This is a genomic window from Scytonema hankhaensis NUACC26 (assembly GCF_045865695.1).
Classification (GTDB): Bacteria; Cyanobacteriota; Cyanobacteriia; order Cyanobacteriales; family Nostocaceae; genus Scytonema.
Map to the genome: position 1 here is coordinate 1 of NZ_BAACAP010000239.1, position 12157 is coordinate 12157.

Annotated in this window: 13 protein-coding genes, 4 tRNA genes and 1 pseudogene; 7 read left to right on the plus strand and 11 right to left on the minus strand. The window is 41.9% G+C overall.

All coding sequences use genetic code 11. The annotated features are described in order from the left end of the window. Positions 1-101: 101 nt before the first annotated feature. Positions 102-260: a hypothetical protein gene (locus tag ACKTT2_RS39445; RefSeq protein ID WP_407896736.1), complete on the plus strand. Its 159-nt coding sequence runs from the start codon at positions 102-104 to the stop codon at positions 258-260. A 115-nt stretch (positions 261-375) separates the two neighbouring features. Here the strand turns inward: ACKTT2_RS39445 and ACKTT2_RS39450 are convergent, their stop codons facing one another. Both ACKTT2_RS39450 and ACKTT2_RS39455 read right to left on the minus strand, forming a co-directional pair. Then, on the minus strand, positions 376-789 hold the full coding sequence (locus ACKTT2_RS39450) for a hypothetical protein (RefSeq protein WP_407896738.1): 414 nt from the start codon (positions 787-789) through the stop codon (positions 376-378). Positions 790-801: 12 nt separating this feature from the next. Then, on the minus strand, positions 802-1110 hold the full coding sequence (locus tag ACKTT2_RS39455) for a hypothetical protein (RefSeq protein WP_407896740.1): 309 nt from the start codon (positions 1108-1110) through the stop codon (positions 802-804). Between the two features lie 233 nt (positions 1111-1343). On the opposite strand from ACKTT2_RS39455, the gene ACKTT2_RS39460 reads away from it, so the two are divergent. Both ACKTT2_RS39460 and ACKTT2_RS39465 read left to right on the plus strand, forming a co-directional pair. Beyond that, on the plus strand, positions 1344-1535 hold the full coding sequence (locus ACKTT2_RS39460; protein ID WP_407896742.1) for a hypothetical protein: 192 nt from the start codon (positions 1344-1346) through the stop codon (positions 1533-1535). Positions 1536-2068: 533 nt separating this feature from the next. Continuing rightward, entirely contained in the window at positions 2069-2992 is a 924-nt protein-coding gene (locus ACKTT2_RS39465; protein ID WP_407896744.1) for an RpnC/YadD family protein, read from the plus strand. A 200-nt stretch (positions 2993-3192) separates the two neighbouring features. Here the strand turns inward: ACKTT2_RS39465 and ACKTT2_RS39470 are convergent. From ACKTT2_RS39470 to ACKTT2_RS39500, 7 genes and pseudogenes are all read right to left on the minus strand, one after another. Then, a tRNA-Ser gene (locus tag ACKTT2_RS39470) sits at positions 3193-3275 on the minus strand. Between the two features lie 14 nt (positions 3276-3289). Continuing rightward, positions 3290-3379: transfer RNA gene (locus ACKTT2_RS39475), tRNA-Ser, on the minus strand. A gap of 4 nt (positions 3380-3383) precedes the next feature. Further along, positions 3384-3468: transfer RNA gene (locus ACKTT2_RS39480), tRNA-Tyr, on the minus strand. An 84-nt stretch (positions 3469-3552) separates the two neighbouring features. Next, complete coding sequence (locus ACKTT2_RS39485; RefSeq protein WP_407896746.1) at positions 3553-3726, minus strand: hypothetical protein; 174 nt, start codon at positions 3724-3726, stop codon at positions 3553-3555. 554 nt (positions 3727-4280) lie between these two features. Then, positions 4281-4670, minus strand: coding sequence for an alr0857 family protein (locus tag ACKTT2_RS39490; protein ID WP_407896748.1), 390 nt, complete (start codon positions 4668-4670; stop codon positions 4281-4283). Between the two features lie 32 nt (positions 4671-4702). Beyond that, positions 4703-4834 (minus strand): annotated as a pseudogene (locus ACKTT2_RS39495) (HNH endonuclease); the annotation flags it as partial. 74 nt (positions 4835-4908) lie between these two features. Next, a complete protein-coding gene (locus ACKTT2_RS39500; protein WP_407896750.1) occupies positions 4909-5154 on the minus strand; it encodes a hypothetical protein in 246 nt (81 codons plus the stop codon). A 91-nt stretch (positions 5155-5245) separates the two neighbouring features. Between ACKTT2_RS39500 and ACKTT2_RS39505 the strand changes: the two genes are divergently transcribed. The 3 genes from ACKTT2_RS39505 to ACKTT2_RS39515 all read left to right on the plus strand — a co-directional run bounded on the left by ACKTT2_RS39505 (position 5246) and on the right by ACKTT2_RS39515 (position 9101). After that, on the plus strand, positions 5246-5584 hold the full coding sequence (locus tag ACKTT2_RS39505; RefSeq protein ID WP_407896927.1) for a ribbon-helix-helix domain-containing protein: 339 nt from the start codon (positions 5246-5248) through the stop codon (positions 5582-5584). Between the two features lie 910 nt (positions 5585-6494). Then, on the plus strand, positions 6495-8510 hold the full coding sequence (locus tag ACKTT2_RS39510; protein ID WP_407896752.1) for a sensor histidine kinase: 2016 nt from the start codon (positions 6495-6497) through the stop codon (positions 8508-8510). Between the two features lie 9 nt (positions 8511-8519). Continuing rightward, positions 8520-9101: an SRPBCC family protein gene (locus ACKTT2_RS39515; protein ID WP_407896754.1), complete on the plus strand. Its 582-nt coding sequence runs from the start codon at positions 8520-8522 to the stop codon at positions 9099-9101. 93 nt (positions 9102-9194) lie between these two features. Here the strand turns inward: ACKTT2_RS39515 and ACKTT2_RS39520 are convergent. Continuing rightward, positions 9195-9267, minus strand: a tRNA-Glu gene (locus ACKTT2_RS39520). Between the two features lie 335 nt (positions 9268-9602). Here ACKTT2_RS39520 and ACKTT2_RS39525 point away from each other — a divergent pair. Next, a complete protein-coding gene (locus tag ACKTT2_RS39525) occupies positions 9603-11525 on the plus strand; it encodes a cation:proton antiporter (RefSeq protein ID WP_407896756.1) in 1923 nt (640 codons plus the stop codon). Here the strand turns inward: ACKTT2_RS39525 and ACKTT2_RS39530 are convergent. After that, entirely contained in the window at positions 11492-12109 is a 618-nt protein-coding gene (locus tag ACKTT2_RS39530) for a cytochrome b N-terminal domain-containing protein (RefSeq protein WP_407896758.1), read from the minus strand. The two genes, ACKTT2_RS39525 and ACKTT2_RS39530, sit on opposite strands and share 34 nt — an antisense overlap. Positions 12110-12157 lie beyond the last annotated feature (48 nt).

Genomic DNA, 12157 nt, shown 5'->3' on the forward strand with positions numbered 1-12157 from the left:
ACAATAATTGAATCAATCTTAGCTTTACCACCAGAAGAATTTACGCCATTGCTCTTGCAGTTATCACGCCAGGATTTAATCGCACGCTTCAGCAGTCATCAGTGACCAGTAACCTGCGATCGCCTGACCAGTCACTAATTCTACTGATTCTGTTATTGGATTTAAAACTGGGTTGGAGTAGCGATAAGCAAAGCTTAACGGCTATACTGCCGTATCGCGAACTTATTGCTCTTGATTTCTACTCCAACCAATTTTTTTGAATTATTTGACTAGCAAATCAACTATTAATAAAATTAACAAATTTCCCGATTAGAGAAACCTTTCATTGATCGTCACAAGATTTTTCTCTCTAATCAACTATAAAGTAGTGGGCTACTATTCTTGTAAGGCGTGTTTAATGTCCAAAAAAGGAGAATCAATATCTAATTGCCAATTCTCATCTATGAATTCTAGATTTTCATCATAAACAAGCTCCAAGCTGCCAATACGCAGTCCGTTATTATGGCTTAAATTATCTTCAACACCATTCCTATAAGCTGTGAGGATAAACTTCAATTGGAGAAAGCGTTTATTACGTGTTACGCCAATTGAACTACTTGTTAATTCAGCTTCGAGGGTTCGGGGTAGGGAAATTTCTTCATAATATTTATCTTGCTCATCCCAATAACCACACACTTTATAATCACATAAAGAGATATGTTGTTTAACAAGTATGTTGACATCTATATTTTGTAAGATTTCAGTCAAATCATGCCATACTGGGTGATTTTTTAATTCAATGTTACTCATATCTGACTTGGATTAATGTTCTGTTGCTAAACCAGGAAAGTGCAAAACTCCATTTATAAATTTGGCATGAAACCGACGATCGCCGCCTTTTCCCAATACTTTAGATTTCAAATCGTAACCTTCTTCTTGAGAAGGAACAAGACCAATACTACCGCGTGGAGGGACTTGACCCTTCTCAATAGCTTTTAAATGTTTACTGTTCTGGTCATATTTTATTCCCAGTTTAATTTGTTCTTGACTAAAAGAAACTAGTAAATCACTAGTTATTTGATATACAGTATCAGGCTGAATATCTGCCCAATTATTGGGTAGCGGTTCCATTTAATTGATTCAGTCGTGAGAGATAAACCCACACTAATCTACTAAGGTTGATAGGAATACATCTGTACTTCGTAAAGTTTCGCTTATCGCACTCAGGACAAAGCTGTATCTTGGATATTATTACTGCGATCGCTTCATAACTTCGGACGTTTACCTCGTTATAAAGCTTTTGACGTTAGAGGTGGGGTTTGTAGTTTCTACTCTCCCCAATTTTTTTGAATTAGTTGAGCACCTTGAGACAGAATTTAGCAACACAGACAATTTCAGAACCAGAAGATCGGGAGTTGATGATGAGATTAGCACCACTTTATCAGCAAGAGCGTGAACTCGCCAAACAGGAAAGACGAGTTGAAAGAGAGCTTTCAGTTATCACGCCAGGATTTATTCACACGCTTTGGCAGTTATCAGTGACCAGTAATCAGTAACCCTATCTCCTATCGGAGGGAGACGCTACGCGAACGGGTTTGCCAGTTGCCTAGGTTGGGAAACCCGCCTACAGCGCAGGGCTCACCAGTGACCAACCAGTAATTCCACTGTTTGTGTCATTGGTTTGAAAATTGGGTAAAACTTGCGATAAGCGAAGCTTAACGGCTAAAGCCGTATCGCAAATTTACCACTCTTAATTTCTACTCCACCCAATTTTTTTAATGATTTGAGTAGCCAATCAACTGTTCATCAAATCAACAGCTTTTCCGCCCTCAATCAACCTCTCATTCATAAATACAAGATTTTTCTCTCAATTCAAATATTTAGAATTCTCATAACTTTGAGAAGAAATTCTGTTGTCAAAACCAGATAAGATATGACGAATAACTTTCTCCAGTCCTCCTACAGTCTCACTCAACTAGGAAAAAGGTTATGTCTAACTCCGATGAAAACTGCCTCACAAACTTCACACTTCCTAGTGATGAACTAGCTGTAATCGCACTGTGGAAAAACACGTTTATCATCTAACAACATGACGCGCTTTCTCCATGACCAATTTGCCAAAGACTATCTTGAAAAACTCCTTCAACCTTATGGAAAAGTCGATTCGCCAAAACGAGTCTCCTCAGAAGTGCGAGAAATCGATCTACTGTTTGCACCAACACAGACTACAGAACAATTAGAAACTTTAGGATTGTTAGGTAGAATTGCCGCTAACCCAGCAATTTTAGAACCGTTTCGCAATGCCGCACCCGCCGAAGAAATTTGTGATTGTCTGCTGAAACTTTTACAAGTTCGCGGCGAATTGCGACGAGAAGCCAAGAGAAACAACACTTCTGTTCGCGACTCAGCAGTTCCCAAACTCTGGATACTCACACCCACGGCATCTGATGAATTACTCTCAGGATTTGGCGCAAATAGAGCCGAAGATTGGACAACAGGAGTGTACTTTACCCCTGACACTTATAGAATGGCGCTCGTTGTGATTCATCAACTCCCACTCACCCAAGAAACATTATGGTTAAGAATGTTGGGAAGAGGCACAGTTCAAAGCCGAGCCATTGATGAATTAGAAGCACTGCCCGTCAATCATCCGTTTCGTCAAGCAACGTTAGAATTGTTATACACCCTTAGACAGCATTTAGCAGCACAAACAATTTCAGCACCAGAAGATCGGGAGTTGATTATGAGATTAGCACCACTTTATCAGCAAGACCGCGAACTTGCTAAACAGGAAGGAGAGCTTAAAGGACGAGTTGAAGGACGAGTTGAAGGACAACTTGAAGAAAGAAGGCAAGTTGTCGAAAGCTTGTTAAGAGTTCGTTTTGGGACTCTCGATCCGGAACTTGCCACAATAATTGAATCAATCTTAGCTTTACCACCAGAAGAATTTACGCCATTGCTCTTGCAGTTATCACGCCAGGATTTAATCGCACGCTTCAGCAGTGAGCAGTGACCAGTAACCCTATCTCAAGCGCGGAGACGCTAAGCGCAAAGCGCACGCTTCGCGATGCCGCAGGCTATGCCCGCAAGGGCTATACGCGAACGGGTTCGCCAGTCCCCAGGGCGTGGGAGACCCCTCCGGGTTCGCCAGTTCCTTACGAAATGTTTTGCTACTGATGAAAGGACTTTTCAAACATCCTCTAAGAGTGAAAAAGGAAGATGGAGGAATCGAACCCCTACAGTTGCCTGTACTCTAGTTTTCAAGACTAGTTGCCGTCCCGTCGGCAGCATCTTCCATAAACAGTTAAGGCGGAGAGGGCGAGATTTGAACTCGCGACGAATATTAACTACCCGTTTCCTCTTAGCAGGAGGACGCTTTTAGCCACTCAGCCACCTCTCCGTAATAGGTTGGGAGGGATTTGAACCCCCGCGTGCATATAAGCTCTCGATTTACAGTCGAGTCCCTTCAACCAGCTTGGATACCAACCCAAAAAATAGCCCCATTAGTGAACTTACTCGTGTCATATTGGGGTTTCAAACTCAAGAAAAAAATTTTATTTTTTTCAAAATTCATTACAAAAATAACCGTCTTTCTAAAGAATATATTTCTCTTATTCTATGAATATATTCAGGTATTTTTGTATTGGTATTATTATCTAACTCCTTGCTTTCAATGTCAGATGTTTTTTGATTTTTTTCCTCCTTTGGAGGCGGTTTAAGCTGTAAAAGTAAAGCAATGTAAAACATAATTATTTCCTTATCTCTTTTTGTTTAGAAGTTTTTGTCGTTTGCTTGATTACTTATATACTACACAAATACTACAATAAATGTCAAGGTGTTTTGGAAAAATTTTTTGAATTCTTGGAAACCGTTACTATGTCTAGCTTTATGCCTTATATATACGTCTCGTATTTGATTTTTGAAATATACGTAGTAGAGCGATCGCGCACCACCAATAGAATTGCGCTAAAGCCTGCAAGAATAAAATTCTCTTGCTATACAAACGCTCGTCCGCAAGACAAGGACCCCAGATTAAGTCCACGTAGGTGGTGAGTCCAGCGCGCATGAGGCGGGTTTCCCACGCCCTGGCGACTGGCGAACCCGAAGGGATTTAGCTTGTATAGCAGCGATTACAATCGCAAGGGTGTTTTTTCTAAATTGGGATGCTCCCGATATTGACCAACTAAAAGCTACTTTGTAGTTAGGTGTAATATCAGCTTATATAAACATTTATCTTCTTGTGGAATGAGCGTCTTGCCCGTCCTTTTCAAACATAGTAGTGGGCAAAAGCCCACCACACATTATTCACTCATGACCGAAGCCCTCTGTTGAGCTTGTTGCCATAATTTGTGAAGGAAAAATTCAGAACGATCGCTCATCTTACTGACAAAAACGCCATCAGCATCCTCAGAACCATCAGAAAGCCAAGACCCTCGCAGACTGACTTCTATATAGTCGCTATCACAAGAACAGAGATCGATCGTCTCACTATCCTCGCGAGTAACAGCCGCCTTGAGCACCTCAACTCCTGGTAAATCAACAGGAAGCAAGAAGGAAGCAGTGCTGGGTTCAACGCACAAACATTGACCAACTCGCAGTGCGAGAATAACTCGCTGCGCCACCCATTCTTCCAGCGATTGAGCCAGACATTCCATGTAAAAGCTCGATTCGGTGTATGTTAATTTCAGCATTCCTTATGCTCTCCTGTTACTCCAGGTTTGCTTGCACGTCTATCAACTAACAGCACAATCACCCGCTCGATATTTATCCGACACAGTGGTAAGTCATTTTGGGAAAACACCACCACGGATCGCTCTAGAACTCGCATTGCGCTCGTCACAGCTTGACTCCTCATGAAAAAACCCCCGCTTCTTTTCTTATGGAAGCGGGGGTTGGAAATTTGACCATTTTCTTCTTGTCGTTCTGGTCTTATATCGGTACAGTTTCTTGGCATCTGTACCTCCCGCTTTCTTTGTCTAGTTTTGGTGCTGCATACAGCACACCAATGCTGGCATATCTTGAATCACTATCGCCCTCTACGTGTTGCAATTTATTTGGGTTACCATTATTCCCCATAAATAAATACTCCACTCCCACGGCGGCTGATTCCCAACTAAATCGGGACTTAGCAGCATGCGAGGAAGTAGAGATGGAGATGGGGTAAATGGATATCACAGAAAATTTCACCTATTGAACATTCCTTTAAACATACTACACTTGTATTACTATCCTGTCCATACTTTAAGGAGAAAAAGGAGAAAAAATGATGCATACTATCGCTCGCACCCCAACCACCGACATGGAAGTTACCAGCATCCGTTTGGAACGGGAACTGAAAGATAAGCTAAAAGACTTAGCTGGCAATCAGGGATATCAGGCTCTGATTCGAGATGTCCTTTGGAATTATGTCCAGCAGAAGTCGGGTGAGTGGAAGCCGAGGTTTTCGCGCTCTGATATTCGAGCCAGCATATCCGCTACAGCACAACAAGAAGAACGCTGCGTGCTCACGGGTCAATTGATACAACCACAACAACCAATGTTATTAGGATTAACAAGAAATGGCGAAATGGTTCCTCTCAGTGTCGAAAGTTTAGTAGCCGATTAAACTTTCGTGGCATTCCATGTAGCTCGGTTGCACTCCCTATAGGCAACCGAGCTACATTTTGTTGGCTCAATATATTAAATATTTTAATAAATTCAAAAAAAACTATAATTAAAAAAAATAATATAAAAAATGTTGCTGGCAGAGATAGGTATCCAATACTGCTCGGTTAAGTTAAGTAGGGTGGGCACTGCCCACCAACAGCTAATGGTGGGCAGTGCCCACCCTACTACTACTACGTATCTAGCAAGGGTTGCAGGGGAGGAAAAGCTTAACCGACAAGTATTGGATAGGTATCTATATGGTAGGTGTCAGAAACTAAACTTTACAAAAATTAACACAAAAAGCATTTTTCTATTTCTAAAGATAAAAAACTGATGAAGTTTGTAGAATTAAATAAAAAGATTTGAATAAATATTTTTTTACACGTGTAAAACCTGGAAGGATGGTCTCACAAAAACTAGTATTTAGAGCGTTTCCTTGGAAAAGCCCTGAAACAGAGCTACTGCCATAGCTCTAGAGAATATGAATAAAATATTACGTTTATAAGATTTTTTTTCTCAGTGTTAGCGCGGAAATATCTTGAGAAGCATTTGGTCCAAATCTAGAGAAATTACGGTTTATATATAGTTACAGCCGAGATATCCTAAATCCAAGTTAGTAAATTAACGAGGTACACCAAAGCCGACAATTATTCTGCTGAAGCATCTTAAATATGTTTTTGATATTTTTGACTTTTTTAGAAATTTGTTTAACATAGCGGAAACTTAGTCATCTGAAATAGAAAGGGGCTATAACAGGTGAGAGAAAGATTACAGGTTCGTTAGGGTGCAGCAGCAGAGCGATCGAGGATTGATGTGCTAAAAGATTTTGTATACAGAAAATGGGGTCAATGTCCAAGAGTGTGCTAGGAATGAACAAACCTTTATCATCACCGCCAAAGCGCCCTAATGATGATATAGAAAAAAAACAACATTCGGTCAAGCTGATGCAGCATCAGGAAGAACCCAACTTTGAGTTGGCACAAGAACTTAACCAAATCATTGCCAGTCATCTGAGTCCGACAATGATGCTGCAAGAAATTGCTAAAGTTTTAGGAGTTGCCTTTGATGTGGATTGCTGTTGTTTGGTAACAGTACCCACTGAGGGGTCAAATGAAATCATAAGTGCAAATTGGTACGCCGAAGAGTATTCAGGCTTACTTCCCTCTGGAGAAGTATTTGCTGCGATAGAACAGTTGGAATTACCAGTGATGGAATGTGCTTCTGAACCAATCACTATAGAAGACATTTCGACAATTCAAAAAAGTCTTGCTCTTGGATGTCAATTCTTGCCACTTGCAAAAGCCGTTTTATCCATTCCGAGTCGGTTTGGTGGCAAGAATAACGGTGTCATTAGCTTGATCAAGTCACAGCCCTACAGCTGGACGGAATCAGAAAAACGATTACTAAAATCGGTGGAATCTGCTTGCGCGATCGCATTTTCGCACGCGGTACAGGTACAGCAGCTTGCCAGCCAACAGAAATACTTACAAACTTGTGCTCAGCACCAAAACCTCATCAAGCAATTAACAATACTCAGTCGTAGCAACTGGGAATTAAATCAAATGCTTCAGTTAGCATTAGCATCTACCGCCGAAACATTGGGAGCAGATCGGGGTCTGCTAATCCTCCTGAAATACACAGACCCACTCTCCATTAGAAATAATCCGAAAAAACAAATACCCAAGGCAAAAGCAAACATTGTGGGTGAGTGGTGTCGGCAAAAAGAAGGTTCTCTGACAAATAAATCCGATACTTCAGAAAATTCTTTCTATCTTGCCGATTGTGGCTTGTGTCAGCGTGCTTTTGTAAGTTCTGGAAAACCTGTCATCGTTAATGATAGTACAGATATAAGAGATAACTCAACAGTTGCTCCAGTATTTGCCATAGAATCACTACCTGCAATGCTGTTAATGCCATTAGAAATTCAAGGCAAAGTCTTAGGATTTATGGTGTTGCAGCAATCGGCATCTCGAAGCTGGCAATCATCAGAACTCAACATATTGTCCATGGTTTGCGCTCAATTAAGCAATGCTATCATCCAAAACCAGACTTTGCGGCAAGTTCAAACCTTGGTAGACGAGCGCACGGCAAAACTACAAAGCAGCTTGGAACTACAAGCAAAACTGCATGAAAGAACTCGGCAATACGTCGAGCAACTGCGAGAACTCAACGAACTCAAAGATGAATTTTTAAGCAATTTGAGCGATCGATTACGCTATCCATTAACGAATATGCGTATGGCACTGCGTATGTTGCGCCAACCTGGGATTGGTGCCGAGCGTCAGGTGAAATATCTGGACATTCTAGAAGAAGAGTGTAATAAAGAAATTAACTTAATTAATGACTTACTGACACTCCAAAGACTGGAGAACGATCCAGACCAACCGCACCTAGAAACGATTGATTTAAATACCAAAATTCAAGATATTGCTGTATCTTTTGAGAAGAAATTATTAGAAAAAGGAATTAATATATCCTTAAACTTGCCAGAGGAGCCACTCTCGATACAAACAGAAGTGGAGAGTTTTGACAGAATTTTCCAAGAGTTGTTAACGAATACGTATAAGTATTCAGAACCCGAAACTGTTGTTAATATACAAGCAAGCCACGAAGTTAATCAACAAAGCGATCGAGTTATTATTAAGATAACCAACGTTGGACGCGGGATTTCTGAAGAAGAAGCCGCTTACATCTTTGATAAGTTCCGTCGAGGTAAAGGAAGATGGACTCCCGGTATGGGATTGGGTCTTGCGTTGGTAAAATCTTTAGTACAGCACCTTGGTGGAGAGATTGCTGTTGAAAGCAAGCCAATTGAGGAGTCTAACTTAAGTGAAATTTGCTTTACTTTGACTTTGCCCCAATTTTCTAACGATAGCGAATCATAATTGGTAACAGTGATTGAAGAACACAAAATCCCAGAAGAACTCGATTTAGTTGCTAGCGACGACATATGCCAACAACTGGATTCAGGAATTGATGCAGCTGCTTTGCAATCTGTAGACGTTCAAATTGAGAAAATCGCGGAACGACAGAGACAAATTACAGCTCGACTCCAAATTCCCCATCCAGTAGAGAAAGTATGGAAAGTACTCACAGACTATGAAGCTTTAGCCGACTTCGTTCCCAGCCTTACCAAAAGCCGTTTACTCGAGCATCCACAAGGAGGCATTCGTCTAGAACAAGTTGGCGCTCAACGATTTCTCAACTTCAACTTTTGTGCGCGTGTCGTACTCGATCTTGAGGAGTACTTTCCCAAGGAAATTAATTTCTGCATGATAGAAGGAGACTTTAGAGAGTTTTCCGGTAGCTGGCAACTCAAGCCTTGTTTCCAAAGCGAAGGTAGCAAAACTCTTCTATGCTATACCGTGAGGGTTTGGCCCAAGCGCACTATGCCAGTCGGGTTGATTGAGCGTCGCTTGAGCAATGATATGCGCTTGAACTTAGCTGCCATATGCGATCGCGTAGCAACTATTTGAATCAAAAAGGCAAATGTCAAACCACAATATGACACTTGCCTCTTCACTTTCAACTATTTACTTTTTTAAATACTAACTGTTAACCTTTTTAAATACCCCCAGGGGAATTCGAATCCCCGTTACCTCCGTGAAAGGGAGGTGTCCTAGGCCTCTAGACGATGGGGGCGCATTAGGCGTTCACCGTTTGGTTTCACACTTTTATTAATGTAACGGCTTTTTCTTCTGGTGTCAACAGATTTTTTTTAAAATTTTCCCCAATCGCCAATCCCCAATCCCCAATCCCCATTGCCCCTTATCCCCAATCGCCAATCCCCAATCCCTAATCCCTAATCCCCAATCCCCAATATTGCAACAAAACTCAAAAAATGCAGTACTATATCAGACTATGTATAAAAAAAATATCTGGTTTACCAAGACACCAGCTGGTGTAACACTGCACTCAGCCGATTTAACTATACTGTTGTTGATAAGAGATTTTGAAATATATCGGTCAAAATCTACATGGAAGCATCGTTTGAAATGACCATACAGATGGTAATTGCCGTCTTTGCGGGCATTAGCGCTCAAGTGCTGGCTGCATACCTTAAAGTACCTAGCATCGTCTTTTTGTTGATGTTTGGCATCCTCCTAGGCGCTAATGGTATTGGGCTATTACATCCCAATATGCTAGGCACTGGGTTAGAAGTTATAGTCGCCCTAGCAACAGCAATTATTTTGTTTGAAGGCGGGCTTAATCTCGATCTGCGAGAATTGGGCAAAGTTTCCTCTAGCCTTCAATTGCTTGTTACCCTCGGAACCCTGATCACGCTGCTTGGTGGTAGCATGGCAGCTCACTGGTTAGGTGAATTTCCTTGGCCTATTGCTTTTCTGTTCGCTTCTCTAGTCGTCGTCACGGGTCCCACTGTTATTAGTCCCTTGCTCAAACAAGTCAACGTCGATCGGCAGGTTGCAACTCTGTTGGAAGGGGAAGGTGTTTTGGTCGATCCCGTGGGAGCCATTCTTGCTGTTGTCGTACTCAACACAATTCTTAACGACCGGACTGACTTTGTTTCGGCTGCTAGCAACTTGATGATGCGCTTGAGCATTGGAGGCGCTATTGGTTCAACTGGTGGTTGGCTAATGTCTTTTATTTGCAAACGAGCCAAATTTCTCTCATTTGAGGTCAAAAACCTGGTTGTTTTGGCAGGTTTGTGGGGTTTATTTGCTTTATCTCAAATGGCTATTAGCGAATCGGGATTGATGGCAACTGTTGTTGCTGGAGTGGTATTTGGAGATTCTTCAGTTCCAGAAGAAAGGTTGTTGCGGCGCTTCAAAGGTCAATTGACGATTCTTAGCGTTTCGGTTTTATTTATTTTGCTTGCTGCTGACTTGTCGATCGCAAGTTTGTTTGCTTTAGGTTGGGGTGGCATATACACGGTGTTAGTCCTGATGTTTGTCGTCCGCCCAATTAACATCCTCTTTTGTACCTGGAATAGCGGTCTCAACTGGCGACAGAAGCTATTTCTCAGTTGGGTTGCTCCAAGAGGAATTGTTTCTGCTTCTGTTGCTTCCTTGTTTGCAATTCTGCTGACACAACGAGGTGTTAACGGTGGTGAGGCTATCAAAGCATTAGTTTTCCTCACCATTATCATGACGGTGGTTTGCCAAGGATTGACTGCTGGTTGGGTTGCCAGGTGGTTACAGATTACTTCAACAGAAGCAACCGGGGCGGTGATTGTTGGCTGCAATCCTTTGAGTTTGTTAATTGCTCGATTGTTTCAAGAACGAGGAGAACAAGTGGTGATGATTGATACTGACCCACAACGTTGTCTCCAAGCAGAAGCAGAAAATTTGCGGGTAATTGCTAGTAGTGCTTTAGATGCTGGAGTCTTAGAAGAGGCAGGGCTCGCTTCAGTCGGAACTTTTTTAGCAATAACTAGTAATGGCGAAGTCAATTTTGTTTTAGCGCAACGTGCTGCTGAGGAGTTCAATCCGCCGCGAGTTTTGGCGGTATTTCCTCGCGATCCTCAAGCCACAACAACAGTCAACGAAAATAAGGTAAATCAAGCTTTCCTTTCAGACTTATCCATCAAAACTTGGAACGATTACCTTAATGACGGAAGGGTAAAATTAGGTACGACAACACTGAGTGCTGAGGATTTTGAACGTCAGCAAGAACATTTACAAGGGTTAATTGGAGGAGGCGAGTTAGTACCGCTTTTCGTAGAACGGGACGATCGCATTCAGGTTATGCCAGCTTCTGAAGAATGGTCTGTGGGCGATCGCATTATCTACCTATTACACGACCCCAGACCAAGCCTTTTAAAACGCTTGTCTGGTAGCAACCAATCCACTCGCCTCTCACTAGAAAAGTTATCAGAGGTTGAAGAAATACCGTTAACAAAGTTAGCTCAACTTTCCACCAGTGACGCTCCTACCTCCTGAGCAACACGCTTCTCTTGCCAAAGTACGCTTGCTAAATGGACTATAGCTAGTACTAAGGCAGCAACCGAGACAACATAACTGTGAATAGTGTACAAATGTTGAACAGTTACGGTGCTAATACCCGTACCGCCTGTCAAAATATCCCTTAATAAAGAACCCACAAAAGGGATAGCCTCAATCGTGCCTAATTCAATGCTAAAACGCCAAAATCCTTCTTGATCCCAAGAGAGAATCATTGCCGTCCAACCCAAACCAATTGCACTCAGAGTAAACAAAATTCCACTAATCCAAGCAGCCAACCAACTCTTAGTAAATTGTCTGCTCACAAACATAACCACAATTTGAATCAGCGAAACTCCCACAACTGCATTCCCTGCAATAGCGTGGGCTTTATGGAACAGCCAACCATAATTCAATTGAGTATCGATCGCTCTCAAGGATTGGTAAGCTCTTCCTGCTGCTGGTTCGTAGTAAAAAGACAGCAAAATGCCAGTCGTAGCACCAACTAGAGTCAAAGTCACAATGACTACAGATAGTATCGTTGTGATTCGCCGCAGAACCATATCGATCTGAGTACTTTGCATGGCTCTCGTACTCCTTTTTTTCAAGAAATGTTTATTTTTATTACATTG

What these genes read in the sequence shown, in the direction of transcription:
- ACKTT2_RS39490 (WP_407896748.1), bottom strand. Translation starts at nt 4,670, where the DNA reads ATGCTGAAATTAACATACACCGAATCGAGCTTTTACATGGAATGTCTG.
- ACKTT2_RS39465 (WP_407896744.1), top strand. Translation starts at nt 2,069, where the DNA reads ATGACGCGCTTTCTCCATGACCAATTTGCCAAAGACTATCTTGAAAAA.
- ACKTT2_RS39530 (WP_407896758.1), bottom strand. Translation starts at nt 12,109, where the DNA reads ATGCAAAGTACTCAGATCGATATGGTTCTGCGGCGAATCACAACGATA.
- ACKTT2_RS39525 (WP_407896756.1), top strand. Translation starts at nt 9,603, where the DNA reads ATGGAAGCATCGTTTGAAATGACCATACAGATGGTAATTGCCGTCTTT.
- ACKTT2_RS39505 (WP_407896927.1), top strand. Translation starts at nt 5,246, where the DNA reads ATGCATACTATCGCTCGCACCCCAACCACCGACATGGAAGTTACCAGC.
- ACKTT2_RS39455 (WP_407896740.1), bottom strand. Translation starts at nt 1,110, where the DNA reads ATGGAACCGCTACCCAATAATTGGGCAGATATTCAGCCTGATACTGTA.
- ACKTT2_RS39510 (WP_407896752.1), top strand. Translation starts at nt 6,495, where the DNA reads ATGAACAAACCTTTATCATCACCGCCAAAGCGCCCTAATGATGATATA.
- ACKTT2_RS39450 (WP_407896738.1), bottom strand. Translation starts at nt 789, where the DNA reads ATGAGTAACATTGAATTAAAAAATCACCCAGTATGGCATGATTTGACT.
- ACKTT2_RS39485 (WP_407896746.1), bottom strand. Translation starts at nt 3,726, where the DNA reads ATGTTTTACATTGCTTTACTTTTACAGCTTAAACCGCCTCCAAAGGAG.